The organism is Pantoea sp. GM01 (genome assembly GCF_000282675.1).
Taxonomy (GTDB): Bacteria; Pseudomonadota; Gammaproteobacteria; order Enterobacterales; family Enterobacteriaceae; genus Pantoea; species Pantoea nemavictus.
Map to the genome: position 1 here is coordinate 39,052 of NZ_AKIU01000033.1, position 21,900 is coordinate 60,951.

At 47.1% G+C, this 21,900-nt stretch carries 19 protein-coding genes; all 19 read right to left on the bottom strand.

Features of this window, described 5'->3' with window-relative positions; translation table 11 throughout:
• The 19 genes from PMI17_RS09890 to PMI17_RS09975 all read right to left on the bottom strand — a co-directional run bounded on the left by PMI17_RS09890 (window position 1) and on the right by PMI17_RS09975 (window position 21,900).
• Complete coding sequence (locus tag PMI17_RS09890; RefSeq protein ID WP_007888905.1) at window positions 1-957, bottom strand: glycosyltransferase; 957 nt, start codon at window positions 955-957, stop codon at window positions 1-3.
• On the bottom strand, window positions 957-2,219 hold the full coding sequence (locus PMI17_RS09895; RefSeq protein WP_007888906.1) for an O-antigen translocase: 1,263 nt from the start codon (window positions 2,217-2,219) through the stop codon (window positions 957-959). The genes PMI17_RS09890 and PMI17_RS09895 overlap by 1 nt, the downstream gene beginning before the upstream one ends.
• Window positions 2,216-3,319 carry a DegT/DnrJ/EryC1/StrS aminotransferase family protein gene (locus tag PMI17_RS09900; protein WP_007888907.1) on the bottom strand — a complete coding sequence of 368 codons (1,104 nt, stop codon included), beginning with the start codon at window positions 3,317-3,319 and terminating at the stop codon, window positions 2,216-2,218. Before PMI17_RS09900 ends, PMI17_RS09895 begins: the two co-directional genes overlap by 4 nt.
• Before the next feature lie 2 nt (window positions 3,320-3,321).
• The gene (locus PMI17_RS09905; protein WP_007888908.1) at window positions 3,322-3,852 is read right to left on the bottom strand and encodes a GNAT family N-acetyltransferase; all 531 of its coding nucleotides are present in this window, start codon (window positions 3,850-3,852) and stop codon (window positions 3,322-3,324) included.
• A complete protein-coding gene (locus tag PMI17_RS09910; RefSeq protein WP_007888912.1) occupies window positions 3,836-4,249 on the bottom strand; it encodes an FdtA/QdtA family cupin domain-containing protein in 414 nt (137 codons plus the stop codon). The genes PMI17_RS09905 and PMI17_RS09910 overlap by 17 nt, the downstream gene beginning before the upstream one ends.
• A 3-nt stretch (window positions 4,250-4,252) precedes the next feature.
• Window positions 4,253-5,026 (bottom strand): glycosyltransferase, encoded by a 774-nt coding sequence (locus PMI17_RS24810; protein ID WP_007888913.1) that lies wholly within the window; start codon window positions 5,024-5,026, stop codon window positions 4,253-4,255.
• A 24-nt stretch (window positions 5,027-5,050) separates the two neighbouring features.
• Window positions 5,051-5,920 carry a glucose-1-phosphate thymidylyltransferase RfbA gene (gene rfbA, locus PMI17_RS09915; protein ID WP_007888914.1) on the bottom strand — a complete coding sequence of 290 codons (870 nt, stop codon included), beginning with the start codon at window positions 5,918-5,920 and terminating at the stop codon, window positions 5,051-5,053.
• Between the two features lies 1 nt (window position 5,921).
• Window positions 5,922-6,995 carry a dTDP-glucose 4,6-dehydratase gene (rfbB, locus tag PMI17_RS09920; RefSeq protein ID WP_007888916.1) on the bottom strand — a complete coding sequence of 358 codons (1,074 nt, stop codon included), beginning with the start codon at window positions 6,993-6,995 and terminating at the stop codon, window positions 5,922-5,924.
• A 452-nt stretch (window positions 6,996-7,447) separates the two neighbouring features.
• Window positions 7,448-8,461 (bottom strand): UDP-glucose 4-epimerase GalE, encoded by a 1,014-nt coding sequence (gene galE, locus PMI17_RS09925; protein ID WP_007888918.1) that lies wholly within the window; start codon window positions 8,459-8,461, stop codon window positions 7,448-7,450.
• A 48-nt stretch (window positions 8,462-8,509) separates the two neighbouring features.
• Window positions 8,510-9,403 (bottom strand): UTP--glucose-1-phosphate uridylyltransferase GalF, encoded by an 894-nt coding sequence (gene galF, locus PMI17_RS09930; RefSeq protein ID WP_007888920.1) that lies wholly within the window; start codon window positions 9,401-9,403, stop codon window positions 8,510-8,512.
• A gap of 331 nt (window positions 9,404-9,734) precedes the next feature.
• Window positions 9,735-11,075 carry an MOP flippase family protein gene (locus PMI17_RS09935; RefSeq protein WP_007888923.1) on the bottom strand — a complete coding sequence of 447 codons (1,341 nt, stop codon included), beginning with the start codon at window positions 11,073-11,075 and terminating at the stop codon, window positions 9,735-9,737.
• Complete coding sequence (locus PMI17_RS09940; RefSeq protein ID WP_036620816.1) at window positions 11,072-12,295, bottom strand: glycosyltransferase; 1,224 nt, start codon at window positions 12,293-12,295, stop codon at window positions 11,072-11,074. Before PMI17_RS09940 ends, PMI17_RS09935 begins: the two co-directional genes overlap by 4 nt.
• Before the next feature lie 4 nt (window positions 12,296-12,299).
• The gene (gene wcaK / locus PMI17_RS09945; RefSeq protein WP_007888926.1) at window positions 12,300-13,562 is read right to left on the bottom strand and encodes a colanic acid biosynthesis pyruvyl transferase WcaK; all 1,263 of its coding nucleotides are present in this window, start codon (window positions 13,560-13,562) and stop codon (window positions 12,300-12,302) included.
• 201 nt (window positions 13,563-13,763) lie between these two features.
• Window positions 13,764-15,974, bottom strand: a complete 2,211-nt coding sequence (locus PMI17_RS09950) for a phage tailspike protein (protein ID WP_007888927.1) — start codon at window positions 15,972-15,974, stop codon at window positions 13,764-13,766.
• Window positions 15,975-16,031: 57 nt separating this feature from the next.
• On the bottom strand, window positions 16,032-17,066 hold the full coding sequence (locus PMI17_RS09955; RefSeq protein ID WP_007888928.1) for a glycosyltransferase family 4 protein: 1,035 nt from the start codon (window positions 17,064-17,066) through the stop codon (window positions 16,032-16,034).
• Between the two features lie 156 nt (window positions 17,067-17,222).
• Window positions 17,223-17,975, bottom strand: a complete 753-nt coding sequence (locus PMI17_RS09960) for a glycosyltransferase family 2 protein (RefSeq protein WP_007888929.1) — start codon at window positions 17,973-17,975, stop codon at window positions 17,223-17,225.
• A 74-nt stretch (window positions 17,976-18,049) separates the two neighbouring features.
• Window positions 18,050-18,967, bottom strand: coding sequence for a glycosyltransferase family 2 protein (locus PMI17_RS09965; RefSeq protein WP_007888930.1), 918 nt, complete (start codon window positions 18,965-18,967; stop codon window positions 18,050-18,052).
• A 308-nt stretch (window positions 18,968-19,275) separates the two neighbouring features.
• Entirely contained in the window at window positions 19,276-21,453 is a 2,178-nt protein-coding gene (gene wzc / locus PMI17_RS09970) for a tyrosine-protein kinase Wzc (protein ID WP_007888931.1), read from the bottom strand.
• A 12-nt stretch (window positions 21,454-21,465) separates the two neighbouring features.
• Window positions 21,466-21,900 (bottom strand): protein-tyrosine-phosphatase, encoded by a 435-nt coding sequence (locus PMI17_RS09975; protein WP_007888932.1) that lies wholly within the window; start codon window positions 21,898-21,900, stop codon window positions 21,466-21,468.

A 21,900-nucleotide genomic window follows, 5' to 3' on the forward strand; every position in this document is an offset into this window, starting at 1 on the left:
TTATCCCTTGCCAATTTTTCTATGTTTGTATAAAAAATTAACGTAATATCTACGTAACTTCCAATAAAAATAAAAAGGTCTGGAGATGAAGTGAAACACATCTAATACTTTAGATAAAGTGTTAACTTTGTTATTAGTTAATTTTGATATCAACAATTTACCGTATAAAAGTGTTAATGTATCGATTTTAGCGAGTTTAAGCGAAATTGATTTTAGTTCGTTAAACTTGAAATTAGAATCAATTTGAATAAGTTGTTCTAAAAAAATTATATTAACATAACGTTTTGAGTGTTTTGATGTTGAGTCAGAAACTCTATACTTGACTGTGATCTTAGGTAAAAAGTATAACTTATATCCAGCTGATGTGAACTTTAACCATAAAGGAAGATCTTCAATTAATGTGAATTTTTCATCTGCATAACCAATAGCTTTAAGTGCATCTTTCTTTATGAATGAAGTCGGTGCAATATTAAAACTTCGGAACATCAGATAACTAAATTGTTCATATGAGTCCATGGAAAAAAAAGGCATATTAAACGGTTCCGGGGTAATCTTATTTATGCGGCCAAACCATTGCATAGCAGAGAAAACGACAGAACAATTTGAATTGTCTTTAATAAAATCAAGAAAATTTTCTAAGCATTGCTTTTCAAGTAAGTCATCGCCACCTATGCTCTTTATCCAATCACAAGAGCATTCTTTCCAGCCAGCATTACAATTAGAGCTAACACCTAAGTTTACAGGCTTCGTCAATAATTTATAACGAAAAAACTCCCTTCCTTTGAAGTGTAACCATTCATTAATTACTTTCAATGTACTATCACTCGAACAATCATCACTAATTATAAGTTCTATATTATTCGAACCGATACTTTGCCCGCGAATACTTTCGAGAGTATCTAAAATTGTGCCTTCAGAATTGAAAGTGACAACCATTACTGAAACTTTATTTTCCATTAGGTTCTTGGCAATCCAATAATCTTATTGAGGTTTAAATAAACAAAAATAAAATACAATCCATAATTAGTCAGGTAAGCCCAATTTGCACCATTAACACCAATTTTGCTAACGAAAAAATATGTGAAAAGAACAAATGTAAACGAGAAAAATATTTCTGATGATATAAACCACTTTATAGCCCCTTTCGATATCATAGGAAATGCATATAACCAGGCAGTAATTTTTATTACATCACCAATTAGTTGGACACTAAACAATTCACGCGCAGCAGCGAACTCATTTGTAAATAAAAGCTTAATTATTATATCACGCATAAAAAATACAGCTAGTGAAAGCGCAGTAACAATAGGTAGTATAATTTTTATTGCACTATTTATTTCCCGCTTTATCTCATTTGCAGTTGTTAACTTAGACAATTGCGGTAAATAGTATGTACTCAATGCTAATGTGATTATTGAAAGATAAACTTCTGAAATTTTCCATACTGCTTGCCACTGACCTGTTGTGGACCAACCAACGTGGGAAACTAAAATTTTTCTAACAAACATTAGAGCGAGAGGTGCTGCTATAGCAGAAGTAATAGCCATAGCTGCGTACTTCAATATATCATAGATATATCTAGTCTTTACGCGACCTAACCAAAACCTTAACTTAAGCCACGGTTCTCTAAATGAAACTATTAATACAATAACGCCAGACAAAGAAGTGTTGATAGTCGCAGCGATTAAAGCACCAACAATATGATATTTATATATCAAAAATAAGACAAGAATTGTTGATACTGTCACAGAAACAAAACCTACAAGAATAAATTTTTTATATTGTTGTAATCCATTGATTACTGAGATAAATGCAGTATTAATAATCGACATTGGCAACATAAAACAACTTAGAATTATCAACCAATTATAATTATAGTTTTGAAAAAGAAATTCAGCTAAAAAATCTCTAAAATACAAACACAGTGGTAGTGAAAATAAAAATAGAGCACTCGAGCACAATATCGCTGCACGCCACCAATTAGCAGTTTTTCCAAACCCAGCATCAATATTTTCAGAAGTATACCTTACAATACTATTACCTACTGGAGAAACTACAACTCCATTTAGTAAAGAAAATAAACTCTGGAGCTGACCCAACATTGCTATACCTGTTGGACCAGTATATATTGCAACCAACTTAGCAATTATAAACTGACTTAGTATCCTATAAAAAGTAAGCAGTGCGGTTGATAAAGTTACAGACAACATCTTTCTCATACTTTAAACTCGTTTAATGCATTAATGACCTCACTTACTTCACTATCGGTTAAATTAGGATCCATAGGTAAAGACAAAACTTGATTGTGGATTAATTCTGTGACTGGCAAAGATAAATCATTATATTCTTTATATGCCATTTGTTTATGTGGTGGTATTGGATAATGTACTAAAGTATGGATTTTTTTACTATTTAAAAAATCTTGTAATTCTTTTCGGTAATTGGTTCTAATAACAAATAAATGCCAAACATGCCCTTCATCATTTTCTTTTAATGGAAGAGCGATATTTTCATTTTTGATTTCATTAAGATATCTATTGGCAACATACCTTCTTTTATTTATTTCATCATTTAAATAAGGTAATTTAACTCTAAGCATTGCGGCCTGCATTTCATCAAGCCTGCTATTGAAACCTTTATAAATATTTTCATATTTTTTTATGGAGCCATAATTTCTTAAAGCTCTAAGTACATTGGCAAATTCGTCATCATTTGTTGTCACAGCCCCTGCATCACCTAGTGCTCCTAAGTTTTTACCGGGGTAAAAACTAAAACCAGAAGCAGCGCCCCAAGAGCCTGCTTTTTTTCCGCCTATACTTGAGCCATGTGCCTGTGCTGAATCCTCCAATACCAACAAGTCATTACTACTAGCAAAAGGTATTATCTCATGCATGGGCGCTATTTTCCCATATAGATGTACAACCAGAATAGCTTTAACACCCGGTAAGATTGATTTTTCAATTCCGCTTAAGGACAAGTTAAATGTTCTTTCATCGGGCTCAACAAATACAGGAACAAGATTGTTTTGGGTTATAGCTAATATTGATGCAATATAGGTGTTAGCTGGAACTAAAATTTTATCGTTGTCTTTTAGTTTTCCTTGTATTTTCCATGCTTGTAGAACCAGCGATAGCGCATCAAGCCCATTTGCTACACCTATCGCGAATTTTGCACCACAATACTCACTAAATTCTTGCTCGAACTTTTCAAGTTCTTCTCCTTGGATATACCAACCAGAGTCTATGACTCTAGAGCAAGCTTTCTTCAATTCATCATTATATTTATCATTTAATTTCTTTAAATCTAAAAAGTTAACCATAATTACCTCATAAAACGATTGTAACTTTCAAAATTTGCTTCAAAAGTTTCTTTTTTATAAATAAAAAACGTATTTTCATTATCTTTAGAAATTTCAATTGCCCCCATTTTTTTATGAAAACCTATAACTTTTACATTCTCATTTCTAACATCAAAATGAGACTGTAAAAAACCTAATTCCCGAAATGCAAATGAGTATACCAATAACGCACTTTCAATTGCTGAAGATAAGGTTTTATCATTATTTAGTATCCAACTCCCCCAGCAAAAAGAGTGTGGATTGTCAGTAAAATCATATAATCGAACAGTGCCTATTTTTTCCCCATCAAATTTTCTTTTTATGATGAAATAAAATTCATCATTATTTATTTCTCGTTCTTTATATTTCCTCAACCACTCTACTTGATCTTCAAAATCATTAGAAGTTTGAGAGAGGTGTTGGTTATATTTATTATCATTTCGTAAGCTTAAAATAAACCCAGCATCACTCTCCGTTACTAACTCAAAAAATATACTTTTACTTATCAGAGACATGCTTATGAACCTCAGTTAAAAAAACATTATAATCTCTTATATAGTCGCTTTCATCATAGTAATTACTTGCAAGAACAAGTAGAACACAATCAGAAGAGAAATCTTTCATCTCTCTCCACGTTAACGAATTAATTAGCAAACCCTTTGTAGGTGTATCAAGGAGTACTTCGATTCTTTCAACACCGTTATCTAAAATGAAAGTGCATGAGCCATTAATTGCTATAGCTAATTGTTGCAGATCTTTATGAGCATGAAAACCGCGAATAACATTTTTTTTGGTGGAAAAAATATAATAGATTCTCTTAATATCAAATGGAACGTTTATCAAAGACTCAAGCGATACCAATGAACCTCGCTGATCACCGATTTCTTTCAAATCTAACAATTCAATTTTCATTTTTTACCTAGACAAAGCCTTATATGCATAATGACAAAAATAATATAATGAATTAGATAAACTTAACCCTTCCACTTCTCTATAAATTTGCCACTGCCTTAATGCTTTTTTAAACTTATTTCTTGAGATGGAGTTATTTACTATTCTGTATTTCGTTAAAGCTTCAGTTAATAAATGTGCTTTATTTCCACTTTTCAAAATCAAAAGCCATGTAGCGTAGTCTTGCCCAGTGCGTAATAATGGCATTTGCAAATTAGGAAATGACCTACTTCTTAAAATTACGGTTGAACATCCAAGTGTAGCTCTTTTTTTAAGCATATCTCGATAACATAACGGCGGGATTTCTTTAATATCAATAAGGCATTGTTTGGATTGTGCATCCTCACTGATTATTTCGAAAGCAGTAAATGAAAAATCAATATTCGAATTCATGAATTTTAGTTGTTTTTCTAATTTTTTTTCATACCAAATATCATCACTGTCCACGAACGCTATGTATTCACCTTTACAGTTAGCTAAACATTTGTTCCTGCTTACGGCAGCACCATAATTTTTTTCATTGGTAAAAACCTTTACTCTTTTATCTTTCGATTGAATATCTTTAAGTATTTCCATGGTAGAGTCCGATGAGCAATCATCGGTAACTATCCATTCCCAATTAGTGACAGTCTGATTTAAAATACTATTATAGGTATCGATTATAAATCTTTCTGAGTTAAAAGTGGCTGTAACAACTGAAACCAATATATTACTACTCGTAATTTTATTTTCTGTCATGATATATCTCTGCAACTCAAGAAATTACTTTTGCGAAATGATTTTTCTTAAGTACTTACCATAGTTATTTTTTTTCAAACTGTCAGCTATGTTGACAAGTTCTTCAGTCGATAGCCAATTATTGTTCCATGCGATTTCTTCGAGACATGCGACCATCATCCCTTGTCTTTTCTGTACAGTTTCAACAAAAGAACCAGCTTCAATTAAACTGTCATGTGTACCAGTATCCAACCATGCAAAGCCACGTCCAAGTTGTTCTACTTGCAACTTGTTCAATCGTAAATACTCTTCATTAATCGACGTTATTTCTAACTCACCTCTTACAGAAGGCTTTATTGTTTTTGCGATATTAACTACATCATTGTCATAAAAATAAAGCCCAGTAATGGCCCAGTGTGATTTTGGGTTGATAGGCTTCTCTTCTATAGATATTGCTTTATTATTTGTATCAAATTCAACTACGCCAAAACGTTCAGGATCTATTACTTGATAACCAAATACTGTTGCACCACAATTATTTGAGACGATTCTTTTTAATTTAGGACTAAACCCTTGCCCAAAAAATATATTATCACCTAGAACCAAGCATACTGATTCGTTACCGATGAATTCTTCGCCGATAATAAAAGCTTGAGCTAATCCTTCAGGCTTGGCTTGAATTTCGTAACTTAATTTAATGCCAAATTGCGTTCCATCTCCTAATAATCGTTTAAAACTCGATTGGTCTTCCGGTGTTGTTATGATTAAAATATCCCTAATACCTGCTAACATTAACACTGATAAAGGGTAGTAGATCATTGGTTTATCATAAATTGGCAGTAATTGTTTAGAGACCCCTAGAGTAATAGGATACAATCTAGTTCCAGAACCACCTGCAAGTATAATTCCTTTCATCTTAATTTATCCCTAAACGTTCACGTTGATAAGTACCATCTTGAACTCTTTGGCACCAATCAGTATTGGATAGATACCATTTAATGGTTTTTGCAATTCCAGTTTCAAATGTCTCATCCGGTTGCCAATTTAATTCTTTTGAAATTTTGCTTGCATCAATTGCATATCGTCTATCATGGCCTGGACGATCAGTAACATATGAAATTTGGTTTTTATAGGTTTCTTTTTTAGGCACCATTTTATCAAGTAGTTCGCATATTTTTTGCACTACATCAATATTTTTCTTCTCATTGTGACCGCCAATATTGTAGGTCTCGCCGACGATTCCTTCGGTTACCACCTTATAAAGCGCCCGAGCATGATCTTCTACATATAGCCAGTCACGAATTTGATCGCCTTTCCCATATACAGGAAGAGGTTTTCCTTCCAGAGCATTCAATATGACTAAGGGAATGAGCTTCTCAGGGAAGTGATAAGGACCATAATTGTTTGAGCAGTTGGTTACTAACGTAGGCAGTCCATAAGTACGCTGCCAAGCCCGAACTAGATGGTCGCTGGATGCTTTAGATGCGGAGTATGGGCTACTCGGAGCATACGGTGTGTTTTCCGTAAATAAAGGCAGGGGAGCATCCTCTTTCCATTCATCTGGATGAGGTAAGTCACCATAAACTTCGTCTGTGGAAATGTGATGAAAGCGGAATGCAGCTTTACGCGTCGGCTCCAGATTTGCCCAATATTGCCGTGTCGCTTCTAAAAGTGTGTAAGTACCAACAACATTGGTCTCGACAAATGCTGCTGGTCCAGTGATTGAGCGATCAACATGGCTTTCGGCAGCTAAATGCATCACTGCGTCTGGCTGATGCTGTTCAAAAATACTTATCATTGCAGATTGGTCACAGATATCAGCCTGTACGAAGGCATAACGTTCTGATGCAGCCACATCTACAAGTGACTCAAGATTACCTGCATATGTTAGCTTATCAACGTTGATGACCGAGTCTTGAGTCTCATTGATAATGTGACGGACAACGGCTGATCCTATAAACCCCGCACCACCTGTAACCAGTATTTTCACGCTTAATCATCTCTCTATCGGATACTTGAAAAAACACCACGCTACCGCCCCTGGCTTGAAGCTACCAGTCAACTTGCTCCCTAAGTGTGCACTAAGGAAGTACAAACCCCAGATTTTGTGGTGAACAATGCTTGCGTTAAGACGTAGCGAAACAAAACAGCTAATGATTCTCGTACGTTGAATGGCGAGTTACAAGCGTTAAAGACATGTATTGCAGACCAGCTGTTTAAAATTTAGTTAATACAGTTTCATGCGCTTAATTTATACACATCTGGGTGATTCGGAATACTCTGAGCTGTTGCGAGTATGACGGTTGGCTTATAACTTACCCAACCTGGATAAGAATATAATTTTTGCAAAAAAATTGGGGTAATCACGTAGTTTGTTATCACTCGTGATTACCCCAATAAATTTTTAGCTTGATAACGTCAGGTTTGGCAATAAATTAAGAATCAACGAAACCCGTTCGGATTCTTCGACTGCCAGTTCCACGTATCGCGCATCATGGCGTCGATCCCGCGCGTCACGCGCCAGTCCAGTTCGTTGTTCGCCAGTGTGGCATCGGCCCAGAAGGCTGGCAAGTCGCCGTCACGGCGCGGTTTGAACTCAAACGGAATCGGCTTACCAGAGGCTTTCTCAAACGCCTTAATCATCTCCAGCACCGAGAAACCAACGCCGCCGCCAAGGTTGTAAGCTTTGTAACCTTCAACTTTGGCCAGGTGATCGAGCGCCTTCAGGTGCCCTTCTGCCAGGTCGACAACGTGGATGTAATCGCGCTGAGCGGTGCCATCCGGCGTGTCGTAATCGTCGCCAAACACGCCCAGCTTTTCCAGACGGCCAATCGCCACTTGTGCGATGTACGGCAGCAGGTTGTTCGGGATGCCGGTTGGGTCTTCACCGATTTCGCCAGATTCATGCGCGCCAACCGGGTTGAAGTAGCGCAGCGCGATAGCTTTGAAATTCGGATCCGCTTTAGCGAAATCGCGCATCACGAATTCGATCATCAGCTTTGAGGTGCCGTACGGGCTGGTGGTGCCGCCGATTGGCGTGGTTTCTACGTAAGGTACCGGCGCATCTGCACCATACACGGTAGCAGAAGAGCTGAAGATGAAGTTCCACACGCCAGCAGCGCGCATCTCTTCCAGCAGCACCACGGTGCCCGCTACGTTGTTTTCGTAGTATTCCAGCGGCATGCGCGTGGATTCGCCCACGGCTTTCAGCGCGGCGAAGTGAATCACGGCACTGATATCGTTGCTGGCAAACAAGTCACGCAGACACGCACGATCGCGAATATCGCCTTCAACGAACACCGCTTTCTTGCCCGACAACTTTTCCACGCGGTTAATGGCTTCGCGGGAAGCATTGCAAAGGTTATCCAGGACCACAACGTCGTCGCCGCGCTCTAACAGCGCCAGCACCGTATGGGAGCCGATGTAACCTGCCCCGCCCGTTACCAAAATAGCCATGTGTACTCCTTTAAACCGCGCGAATGGCGCGGTAGAGAATGAGGAAGCTTATTTCGCCAGGATTTTCTGAATAGATTCGCGGAAATCACGGCCCTGTGCGTTGTTACGTAAGCCATAAGAGACGAAGGCCTGCATGTAACCCAGTTTACGGCCACAGTCATAGCTGGTACCGGTCAGCAGTTGCACATCTACCGGCTTCTTCTTACTGAGCGATGCGATGGCATCCGTCAGCTGGATACGACCCCATGCGCCCGGCTCAGTGCGCTCCAGCTCTTCCCAGATATCCGCAGAGAGCACGTAACGGCCAACGGCAGTCAGGTCAGAATCGGTTGAACCGGCTTCTGGCTTCTCAACAAAGCTGGTGATGGTGCTGATGTCGCCTGGGTTATCAATTGGCTCTTCAGTGGTCAGCACGCCATATTCGGTCAGGTCTGCACCCGGCATGTGTTTCGCCAGCACCTGGCTGTGGCCGGTATCTTCGAAGCGAGCAACCATCGATGCGAGGTTATAACGCAGGTGGTCAGCGGTAGAATCATCCAGCAGCACGTCTGGCAGCACCACGACAAACGGGTTATCGCCGATCATCGGACGCGCGCACAAAACAGAGTGGCCCAGACCCAGCGGGTTGGCCTGACGCACGTTCATAATGGTCACGCCTGGCGGACAGATTGACTGTACTTCGCTCAGCAGCTGACGCTTAACGCGCGCTTCGAGCAGCGCTTCCAGCTCGTAAGTGGTATCGAAGTGGTTTTCCACTGCATTTTTGGAAGCATGGGTGACCAGCACAATCTCCTTGATGCCCGCCGCGACGCATTCGTCAACAATGTATTGAATCATTGGTTTATCGACGATTGGCAGCATCTCTTTCGGAATGGCTTTGGTCGCAGGAAGCATATGCATACCGAGACCTGCAACGGGGATTACTGCTTTAAGCTTGGTCATATTTATTCCATTTCATGAAGTGAATGCGTGAGGTCGATTATGCAGGATCGGCCGGTCGAGCAAGTATAATCTTAATCTGAAAAACCGGCACTAACTCTCTGTCGCACCATCAAAAAACGCCAATTTGCCCTTCAACTGCAGCTTGATTTACCAGGCAATCGGCTACGCTAAACCGCTGAAAAACAGTGGAAGGATTGGGTCAACATTGCGACGAGTGAGACCAGAGATTTTCAGAATAGTGAGGTGTGAAAATAGTCCTGCGGAAATGAACAGGGTTCGCACTCATGCGAACCCTGGGAAGATGGCAGGGTCACCCGCCTGGGTGACACAATTACAGCATGCCTTCAAACCATTCCGGCATGACGAACAGATTGAAATGATTTACCAGCATCATCAGACCAACAAACACCACCGACACCGAAACCCACTGGCGCGCATACGGCATAAAGCGGATGCCAATCACCGGTTTGATGAAGAATGGATGCGCAAAGGCCGAGATCAGCACCTGCGAGATCGACAGCGTCAGCGCCACATACAGCACGTTCGGCCAGATGTAGGTGGTCGCCAACACGGCCACCACCACCAGGCTGGCAACAATGTTCCAGTAGAACTCAACGTTGGTGCGCCCGTTAGCCTGTGAGATCGCACCGGTTAAGCCGCCCATCGGACGCAGCATGCCGAACAGCAGCATCAGCGGAATCAGATGGTAAACCTGCTCATGTGCAGGACCGTACAGCACGCGCACAATCACCGGTGACAGAATGCCAATCGCCAGATACATCACGCTGCTGAACAGCATGATGACGAAGGTGCCCTTCAGGAACAGCTTTTTCAGTTGCTCAGGATCGTGCTGCTTCTCAGCAAAACGCGGCAGCGCCAGGCGGTTAATCACCGGCGAAACCAGTTTCAGCGGCTGCAGGATCAATTCTTTTGCCAGCGAGTAGATCCCCAGCATCTCGGCGCCCATCACTTTACCGACGATCAGCGCATCCGCCTGGGTACGCAGCTGGTTAATGGTTTGCGAACCGAGCTGATACACGCCGTAACGCACTGCGCTAACAAAGGTTTTGCCGTCGAATTCCCAGGTTGGACGCCACGACTTCTCGCCGAAGTAGATCATGCAGAGAATGCGCGTGAAGGCGTTGATGAACAGGCCAAGAATCGCCGCCGCCACGGTTAACGAGGTGTAATACAGCATCGCGACGGTGCACAGGAAGGCAAACAGCTTGGTGGCCATCTCAATCTTTGCCAGCGTCACCATGCGTTTGGTTTTTACATAGTGCGCCTGATACTGCGACAGATGTCCCAGCACGAGGAAGTTGAGGCTGGTGAGCATGATCAAACCCACCAGCTCCGGCAGGTGATAGAACCACGCCACCGGATAAGCGATCGCCAACATAATCAAGCCGGTGCAGAAACTGAGCGAGACGTTCACCCAGTAAATGGTGCTCTGCTCGCGGCGATTAATATCCTGGCGATGCACGATGTAGCTGCTCATGCCCATATCCTGCAGCACGGTCGCCACCGCCAGAATCGCATTGATGATCGCCAGTAAACCCAGCTCGTGCGTTTCGAGTTTGCGCGCCAGTACGGCGAGCTGTAACACCTGAAGCAATGCGGCAAAACAGGTACTACCAAACAGCCAAACGGCCTGTTTTTTTAATCCGCTCACACCATGCGCTCCAGAATTTTCGCCAGCTCACCGTAGGCGATGTGCTGATTGAACTCGGTTTCGACTTTCTGCCGCGCTGCCGCGACTACCGGTGCCACATCGACATCCCCGCGCGACAGACGCAGCAGCGTGGCCGCCAGCTCGTCCGGATCGTTTTCCGCCACCAGCCAGCCGCTGACATCATTCTCAATCAGCTCAGGAATGCCGCTGTGATAGGTAGACACCACCGGTAAACCCACCGCCATCGCTTCCATCAGCGCCACCGGAATGCCTTCCATATCGCCATCCGCAGCGGTTTTGGACGGCAGCAGGAAGATATCCGCCTCGTTCAACGCCTGACGAATCTCATCCTGCGGCTTAAAGCCCGGCATGGTGACGAACTCCTGCAATCCGGCGCGCGCAATATGCTCGCGCATCATGCCATCCTGCTCGCCGTTACCGATGATGGTGAACTGGAACTGGCCACCGTTATTGCGCAGGATTTCGCTGGCTTTCACTGCCACATCCAGCCCTTTCTTCTCGGTCAAACGCGCGACGGAAACGATGCGCAGCGGTTGATGGAACGCTTCACGCGGACGGAAGTTAAACTTCTCCGGCTCGATGCCCATGCGTGTCACGCGTACCTTCTCACGCGGACAACCCATCTCAATCAGCTTGTTCTCCCACAAGTGGCTGATAGGCAGCATCAACTCGCTCTGTTTGAACAGGTTGATGTAGTCGAGCTTGTGCTCTTCGAGGATGTGGCGGCGCGAAATATCCGCGCCGTGGAACACCGTCGCCTGCTTGCCTTTCAACACGCCGAGTTCGCGCAGCTTGTTGGCCAGCGCGCCGGCATAGCCGAAGTGCACCAGAAACACATCAGCGGTATAAGGCTGCTTGGTGTTGGCGACAATGGCCGGCAGCAGCAGTTTGCTGGCCTGTGCGCCATAGCGACGCACATTCAGCGACTTAAGTAGCGCGCCTTTGGTGATTTTCGGCAGTATCAAGCCGATACGCTGCGTTAGCTTATCGAGGTTGGATACTTTCTCTTCCGGCAGTAAATAGTGGGTTTTCGCTGCCAAATTGTAGTCATCGAACGCAGCGTGGCGATTGATCATATCGCCTGGGAACACGGAGATAATCTCCACGTCGTAGCCTGCGTCGATGAAATGCGTCACCTGATTGAGCACAAACGTCTCAGAGGCAACAGGAAAACGCATGGTGAAAAAGGTCAGCTTCATCACTTCACCCCAGGACGTTGAGAATTTCTGCTGTAATGCGGTTACCAATCTCACGCTCCTGCGCCACCGCGGTATCAACTTTGTGTTTCACGTTGTCGTAGTCGGCCAGCACCGTCTGCACTTTGTCGATGAGTGAACCGTCCATCAGGCTCTGCACATCGGTGGCCATCTGCGGCAGGCCGAGCTGTTTCATCACGCCGAGCGATTTGTGCTCGTAGTTGATGGCCACGGCTGGCGTACCAAAGTTCATGGAGATGATGGCGGAGTGCAGGCGGGTACCAATGGTCAGATGACAATGGCTGAGCAGGATGCCGAGTTCGAGGTCGTTGAACTCGTCCATGATGACATGGTAATGCTCGGGATGCTCGACATGATCGCGCAGCGTCAGCGCCACCATGCGGTCGTCTTTCGCGTAGCTGTCGATACCGGTACAGGTAGAAAACGCAACCACCTGATAACCTTCGGCAATCATCGCGTTGATCACGCGGCCAAAGGCAGCTTCATACTCTTTCTGCGTCACGCCGAGACGTTTATCGAACGGCGCCAGTTCACGCACGGTAATCGCAATGGTTTTACGTGCGCTGATAATCGCCTGCCAGTGCAGCAGGTTATGGCTAGGATTCGCCACTTCACGCGCCTGCACCAGGAACGCGGTATCAACGCCCTTCTTCACTTTGCTGGTGGTCACACCATCTTGTTTCAGACGATCGTGGCTCACCTCTTCGCGCAGCACCAGGCTGTCGACGCGATCGAATACAAAGTTTGCCAGCGCATTAACGCGCGGGTTTTCAAACGGTCCTACCGAGTGGCCAACCATATGCAGCGGCTTTTTCGCCATCAGCGCACATAGCGCGTGGTCGAACTGCGTTACACCATACAGGTCGACGAAGAACGAGCCGCCAACCTGGATGATTGCATCATATTGCGCGAGGCTTTGGGTGAAGGCCGCCAGGTGCGGTGGCACCGAGAACGATTTGTATAAACCGCCTTTGCCCAGGTGCGCCATCATGATGTCCGGCATCAGACGGTTCGCCACTTTGCGCTTGAGGCTGCCCACCAAACCCTTGCCCGATTTGCTGTTGTGCAGGAACAGGGAATCCTGCTGGATGTGCTGCTGCAGTAAATAGCCTGAGCTTGTTGGATAACGGCTGATGACATCGATATCCAAATCCGCGCGCGCAGATTTGAGCGAATCAATCAGTCCTCGTAAAATCGCGCCATCCCCGCGATTTCCACAGGTATGGTTTCCTACCAATAAGATTTTCATAAAAAAACTCCGGAAAAATTTTTGTAATTTTACAAGCCGCCAATAACCGCACTGGCAAAATGAACTCTGTGTTAAATGACTGCAATGGGAATAAACCCCAAAAAAGCGCTGCTAAATGCATTTCTATTCATTACTGCTTACAAATTATGCATATTCCGTAGCGGCGCAATAAATTGCGCCGCTACGTTGGGTTCCTACGTGTTACGACTTAATGGCGAAATACGGCATCGCAACTTGCTCGCCATTAATGACGACGGAAATAAACCCTTTCGGCTCACGCGCATCCACCTGTTCCGGCTTCAGCGCGCGCGACGCCAACAGCAAATCACCCTGCTCGTTACCGCCGACGCCGGCTTTGCCGTTGTGCAGGCTGAAGCGCTGCGGCGCCTGTTGCGCACCGCTGCCCGGCGCACCTTTATCCATCACGGCATCAACGCGCGCACAGCGACCGGTCAGGAAGCGATCCTTGGCGGTGCTTTTGATCAACACCGCGGTGGTCGGCGTCCAGCCCGCCAGCTTGACGTACACCTTGGTGTCCGTTTCTGTGCGCGGTTCGAAACGTACATCCACCACCGGCGAACTGCCTTCGGCTGACCAACTGGCTTCCGCTTTACTCTTCTTGCGCTGCAGATGGATCACCGTACGTCCGCCAGTGCCTTTGCCGTCGATAAGATCCATCAGCGGTTGATTGGCGGTACCGTTACTGAACTGAGACTGACCAAACACTTCGATTTCCCAGCTATCACCCACCGCTGGCGAATAGAAGTTGCCCAGCTCAAACCAGGTCTCCTGGTTGGTGTTATTGGTGAGGCGGAAACGTGAAGTGATGTAGTTGTATTTCAGGCTGCCGTCGATAGCGACGCCATAAGATTCAACGCGCGTGGAACCCATCTCCCAAATATTCAGCCAGCGCTCACCTTCCAGCGAGTTATCAATCCAGCTGCCTGCCTGTAAGTTGGTCTGACGCATATTCAGGCGCGAGTTGCGCGCATTCAGCGGGTTCTTACAATCCTCAATGCTTAACGCATCAACAATCCACTGCCCGTTCGAGATATCGCCAGGAAAATCGCTGTGTTCAATCCAGCCGTTGTGAATGATCGATTGGCTACAGCGCGGCAGGTTCAACACCATGCCGCCTTTACAGTGCTGCGCATTAAAGTTGGAGAGCTCAATCGCGGTGCTGTGATCCCACGCACCGGCCTTTTGACCTGACCAGCTGGCTTTAATCACATCACCGGTACAGGCGTTGGCGTACCACTGGTCGATTTTACAATCCAGCGTATCCAGCAGGCTGAGCGAGACGCCGCCCACCTGATTGAAGCGCAAGCACGCGCCACGGAAGAACTGGCCGCCCGGACAGGTATTGCGGAACAACCCCTGTTTATTCGGACGCTTGTCGGTGTTGCCGTTGAAGTTCAGGTTGGAGATTTCAGTCCAGCGCGCATTTACCTGGAACAGGAATTCGGAGCGGCCATCGGAAACCAGCGTGGTCGCCGGGAAATAGCCAAAGTTGACCATGGCACCGGAAATACGGAAGAAGCGACGTTGCGTATCACCGAAATCACACTCGGACACGAAGAATGTGCCCGCTGGGAACTGCACGCAGATTTGCTGGCTGGCATCAATCGACCACTGATACATGGCTTTGATCGCCGGTGCAGTATCGGTTTTGCCATCGGCGATGGCGCCGAAATCAAACAGCGTCAGACGATTGAAGTCTTCTACCACGCGACGCCAGGCGAAACCGTTGCCGCTGAAGTTCACACCGCCATCATCTTTGGCATCGCCAAAGGTGCCGACAAACTCACCGCCGCCCACTTCCAGCCCTTCATGCCAGCTTTTCAGCTTAATTTTGGCACCGGCAAACAGCGGACGGGTTTTACGCAACTCCTCCACCGACGGAATTTCACCGATCAGCTGATAACCGTTCGGCTGCGCCAGTCGCTGGCTGAAATTGCTTTGGTTAGGACGCGACACATCGCTGATCGAGAACAGCGTGTTGCCCTGATCGTCCTCGACGACCATTGAGTGCGCAGGATTGGCAATCAACGCGGCATTATCATGAATAAACTGCGCGAAGTTACCCTTGTTCAACGCAATCGGTTGACTGATTTGTGACACTTTGCCATTGGCATCGCGCAGGAATACCGGGATTTGATTGCCGGTTTGGCTGGCATCGCTGCCCGCCTTACCAATCCACAGTTTGCCTTCGAAGTTCTGCCAGAACTGCGGCGGCATGGTATAGACGTTTTCTGGCGTCAGAATCGGCACATCGCCCTGCGGAACGCTGGAAGGATCGACGGCTTTTAACGTTGGCTGACCACTTTTTGCGGCGTAGCTGGAAAACGCGCTGACTGAGAGCGCGGCAACAATGGAGGAGGCTGCGGTCTGCAAGACTTCTCTTCTTTTCATGCTTCAATTCCCGTGGTTATGCGGCCAAAAAGGATTCCCGAGGCACGATAATTGGCACTAAACAAGCGCGAGCCAGCTCTGTTTGATCTGGTTACCGTCAAACTTGAGCGCGGTTTCTTTGGTTTTTTCACTCATGGCGTAGAACAGGCCATCATCACTGGCGAGCTGCTCCATGCGCTTGATAAACATGGCTTTATCATTCATCGGTACCAGGAAGCCATCTTCACCGTGGTTGATGATCTCCTGCGGCCCGGTTGGGCAGTCGTAAGCCACCACCGGCAGCGACCAGGATTTGGCTTCCAGCAGCACCAGCGGCAAACCTTCATAGCGCGAGGTCATCAGCGCCATGTCACTTTCGCGGTAGTAATCGTTGATGTTGCTGACTTTGCCGACGAAGTTGACGCTGTTAGTGATACCCAGTGCAGCCGCCTGATCGTGCAACTGCTGGCGCAGTTCGCCGTCACCGGCAATCACCAGTTTCCACTCCGGGTGTTTCTTACTGAAATCAGCCCAGATATCCAGCAGCAGATCGAAACCTTTTTGGTTATCGAGACGCCCCACCGCTAACGCCTGGCGGCTGCGCGTCTGGCGTTGAAACGCTTTGTACACCACGGGATTGGGGATTTGCTGACTGGCGATGTTCCAGCGATTAAACACCTGATGATCTTTGTCGGTTAAAACAATCACCTGGTCGTAGTAGCGCAGCATCAGCCACTTCAGCAGCTTGATCGGTTTACTAAATGAGTTAATTGCAATGTGTTCGCAGGCATAGGCTTTGAAACGCTTTTTCTTTAGTGCCATCAGGTTCCAGAACGCAAACATCACGCTCAGGCGGCCCATGCTGATCAGGAATACGCTGTCGAAGCCTTCCTGATGAATGCTAGCGACGGCGCTTTTTATCGGATTGCTGTGGCCTTCAAAGCTGACAATTTTCTTTACCCGATCGAACGGATAAAAGGTTTTGCCATTGCCTTCCAGCGAATAAATGGTGACTTCATGCTGCTCGCCGAGGCACTCAGACATAAAGTTGCAGATGTTTTCCGTGCCCGCATAGGAGTAGGCATCTTTAATCACCAAAACGATCTTTTTCATAAAATCCTTTCCACCTCAAAAATACCGAATAAAGAGACCCAAATCATTCGTGGCGCAGCAAGGCGGCAAGTGCGTTCATCCCCGGGAGCTTACTTCAGTAAGTGACCGGGGTGGACGTGCGCGGCCAACGCGGCTGCGGCGCGAAGGATGCCGGGTCTAACGATGCTTCAGAGCGAAGAGGACGCCATTAACCATGTACCACGTGTAATAGTAATATACTTTTAACGGATTGTTTTTATAGATAATTCTTAATAGTTCGAGGTGCCACTTCGCCGCTTTATTTTTGTTGCGCGACAGTGAATCGCCCAACTCGTAATAGTTGACCAGGGTTTTCTGGATCACGCGGGCTTGTTTGTAGCGGAGGAACAGCTCATAGAGGAACAGGAAATCTTCGTGGCCTTTGCGCTGGAAGAAGATGCCCTGCGGAGGACGGCGGAAACACACTGAAGAGAAGCACACGCGATACTGCTTCTTCACGAAGTTTTCCTGCTGCAGATAGGGTTTGTTGTAGTTAATGTCGTGGTCGGCAGTTTTGGTTTTGTAGTGATAATGCGTGATAACAAAATCGTCACCCGCGGCAATCGCAGCGGCCTGTTCGGCCAGCTTTTCCCCATGCCACTCATCATCGCTATCGAGGAAAGCGATAATCTCTTCTTGCGCCGCGCGCAAACCGACATTGCGGGTTTCCGCCGCACCGAGATTCTTCTCATTATCGAGGATGGTAATGCGCGCATCCTGACACTGCTCACGCACCACGGCGAGAGAGTCATCGGTCGATTTATCGTTAATCAGGTAAAGATGCCAGTCGCTGTAGGTCTGATTGCGGATCGAATCCACCGCACGCAGTACCGTATTTCGCGCGTTATACATCGGCATCACAATACCGATGGTGCCAACATGATTTGTCATTTGTCTACCCGGAGTTTCAGGAACCAAAAAATTGCCCCCGTGATGGGAGCAAGTGAAAGTCTAAAAAATGTGAATCAGGAAACGGCTCTTCTACCAGAAAAGCGCGACTTCACCTTATCGAGTAAGCGATTCATGAAGTAAGCGCGGTTATCACGATTGGTGAGGAAGAAGTAGCGCGCAAAGCTGAGACTGGCTTGCAGCGATTTACCATCCATCTTGTAGCGCAGCGGCAGCTTGAACGCTTTGTAGGTATGGATATCGCGCGTCGTCAGATGCGGCTTCATGGTATCCAGCCAGAAGAAGGAGTATTTCACCGACTCGCCCTTGTGCTTGGAACCAAACTTGGTCACCAGATGGTAAGTCGCCAGCGGCTGGTCGATCATCACGAAGGCGTAACCCATGCGATCGGCACGGATGCAGAAATCGTAATCCTGATGGCGGATATAACGCGCATCAAACTGAATCTGCGCGGCATCTTCACGCTTCAGCACAATGGTGCTGGTCTGAATAAAGCCGTAACAGCCAAACAGATATTCCGCCACGGTTTCATTTTTACCGGGCGGCTGCATCGGCATCACCTTCAGGAAGCTGCCATCCTGATGGATGTTCACCTGGCTAAAGATGACGTAGCGTGATTTGCCCTGCGCCTCCAGTTTGGCGATGGTTTCACTGACCGTCAGCAGCTTGTCCGGGTGCCACTCATCATCAGCATCAAGGAAGCTGATAAAGTCGCCCGTGGCCAATTCGATACCTTTATTACGGGCGCCGGCGCCGTTGAGTTTGACCTCAGACAGCTCCAGTTTGATGTCCAGATCCTGATAACGCTCACCGCGTACCACCTGCGCCAGTTCGGCCGCATCGGCCGATTTGTCATCCACAATAATCACTTCAAAATTGCGGTAAGTTTGCGCTCTGACGCAATCTAGCGTCGTTACAATCGATTTCGACGCGTTATACGCGGGAATTACAATTGAGAAGCGGATGTCCTGCATTGCCAGCACCTCTTAAACAGCTGTTCCAGATTCAACGGTAACGCGTTCAGCCCTGAGAAAGGAATCGGCTTTGCTCTGAAAAATCATGCCGTTAGTTTCTTTTCTCATTAAGACTGTACGTACCATCACGGGAATACCTAAGACTGTGCTGTGTGTATGTGTAAGGATGCAAAACGCACCCCTTAAATTGCTCACCGGTCGCCATTGATGGCGCCCCTACAAGGCGTAGGGTGCGCATTGTTGCGCACCTGGCTTAACCCCTATTCACCATAAAAAAGGGGCGGTAAACCGCCCCACATGGTTACTGCTTAGCTCTTGGTCTCTTTGCCGTATTCGTAGTTGTAATAGTCGTAGCCATAACCGTAGGCATTCGACGCTTTACGTACTACGGCGTTGAGGATCACGCCTTTAATTTCGATGCCGTTCTGCGCGAAGCGCTTGTAGCTGACATCCAGTTCTTTGCTGGTGTTGGTTTCGAAACGCGCCACCATCAGCGATGTACCTGCCAGCTTACCGATGATTGAAGCATCGGTGACGGCCAGAATCGGCGGCGTATCGATCAGTACTAAATCGTAGTTCTTGCTGGCCCAATCAAGCAGCTCGCTCATACGACGGTGCATCAGCAGCTCAGATGGGTTTGGTGGCACCTGGCCACGCGGCAGGAAGTCGAAGCCGTAAACGCCCTTCTGAATCATCGCCGGTGAGAACTCGCTCTTACCTGACAGCACGTTAGACAGGCCAGATTTGTTATCCGCACCCAGCAATTCATGGGTATAGCCGCGACGCATATCACCATCGATGAACAGCACACGCTGACCCGCTTTTGATACCAGCGTTGCCAGGTTGGCACAGATAAAGGTTTTACCAATGCCTGGGCTAGCGCCGGTGATCATCAGGATATTGTTTTTCGCTTCCATCATCGCGAAGTGCAGGCTGGTACGCAGGCTACGAATCGCTTCGATGGACAGGTCAGTTGGATTACCCAACGCCAGCAGCGTGTTGTGCGGGTCACTCTTCTCTTTGTGACCGCGACGCGCCAGCGCTTCGGTATCTTTCTTACGCTGCCATTCAGAGAGCGGTACGCTGGCATAGACGTTCATGCCCAGCTCTTCCAACTGCTCTGGGTTGTCGATACCGTGATGGAACAGCGCTTTCAGCAGCACCAGACCTACCGACAGCATCAGGCCCAGAATCAGACCGGCAGCAATGATCAGCGCCTTCTTCGGTGCAACAGGACTTGCTGCTGTTTCAGCACCATCAATGATACGTACATCACCCACGGTACTGGCTTTACTGATACCCAGCTCTTGCTGACGATTCAGCAGCTGCATGTAGATTTCCTGACCTGACTGCACATCACGCGTCAGACGCAGAATCTCTTGTTGCGTTTGCGGCATGCCGGCAATTTTCTTGTTCAGCTGTGCCTGCTCGCCTTCCAGCGTTTTGCGTTTTTCCAGCAGGGCGCGGTAGGTCGGGTGATCCTTCGTGAACAGCTGCGATACTTCCGCTTCACGGAACGTCAGCTCGTTCAGCTGAGTCTGCACGCTGACAGAGGAATCCAGCGCAGATTTCGCTTCCAGCGACATATCTACCGACTCGTTCTGACGACGGAAGGTATTCAGCTTATCTTCAGCATCATCCAGCTTAGCGCGTACGTTCGGCAGCTGTCCGCGCAGGAACTCAAGGCTCTTCTCTGCTTGTTCGGATTTGCGCTCTACGTTCTGCAGCAGGTAATTATTAACAATCTGGTTCAGGATACGGCTGGCCTGCTCTGGATCTTCGTGTTGGAACTCAAGACCCAACACACCGGTGGCTTTGCCTTTATCGGCTACCGTCAGCGCGCCCAGAACGTTTTTAATCGCCTGCAAATCAGTGAGTTTGGTGACATTGAAGCTGGTGCCTTCATCCGCCTGAATATCACTCACCAGCATAGTCACATCGCCATGCTGCTCCAGCTGACCAACACGACCTTTAAACAGCTCATCACCATCGTTGGTGACGGTATAGGTATCCGGGCCGGTGACTTCCAGCTGCACGGTACGCTTTTCGATTGTGCGTGGAATTTCCAGGCGCGAAATAGCGATATTGGCTGGCTTATTGCCCATCAGGCGTGACAAACCTTTACCAATCACCGGGAAGTAGTTCTGCTGTACGACAGTATCCAGACCGAGGTCGTTTACCGTTTTACCCAGCACCATACGCGACTCAACAATCTGAATCTCGGTATCGGAAGCCGGCGTAGCGGGCAGCACGTCCTGCAGTTCGTTCAGAACCGATGCGGTGTTCTTCTGCTCAACCTGCACCATGGCATCGGCGCTGTAGATTGGCGTGGCAAACAGTGTGTAGAGGGTCGCCACCAGCATGAAGAATGCGGTAACGGCAACAATGATCCAGCGATGATCAATCAGCTGTCCCACAAGATGCGCCAGATCCCATCCATTCGAATCTTCCTTTGGCGCGGTCATAACCTTGTTTTTGATATTCATGGATAATCCCAACTATCGGCTTAATACGTTGACCCATTTCTGGGTAGCGTTTTCCAGTAACCCGTAGACCTCTTCAAAGGCCTCGCGACTTTTTTTGTACGGATCCGTAATTTCCTGTTGGTTGAGCCAGTGCCCAAGCAGCATGGTTTTTCCGCGTGCGGCTGGATCGATGCGATTCACCTGCTCAACGTGCCGCTTTTCCATTACCAGAATCAGGTCGTAGTCACGGCACATACTGGCCGTTAACTGCTGCGCCTGATGGCCTTCGAGCGACACGCCGTGTTCGGCGGCGACATCAATGGCCTTCTGGTCCGCCGGATAGCCTTGCAGAGCACCCAGCCCTGCAGAAGCGATCCGGAGATTAGGTAGCGCGCGCTTGAACAGACGCTCCCCGGTGGGGGAGCGGCAAATGTTGCCGACGCAGACGACTAACACGGACTTAATCAT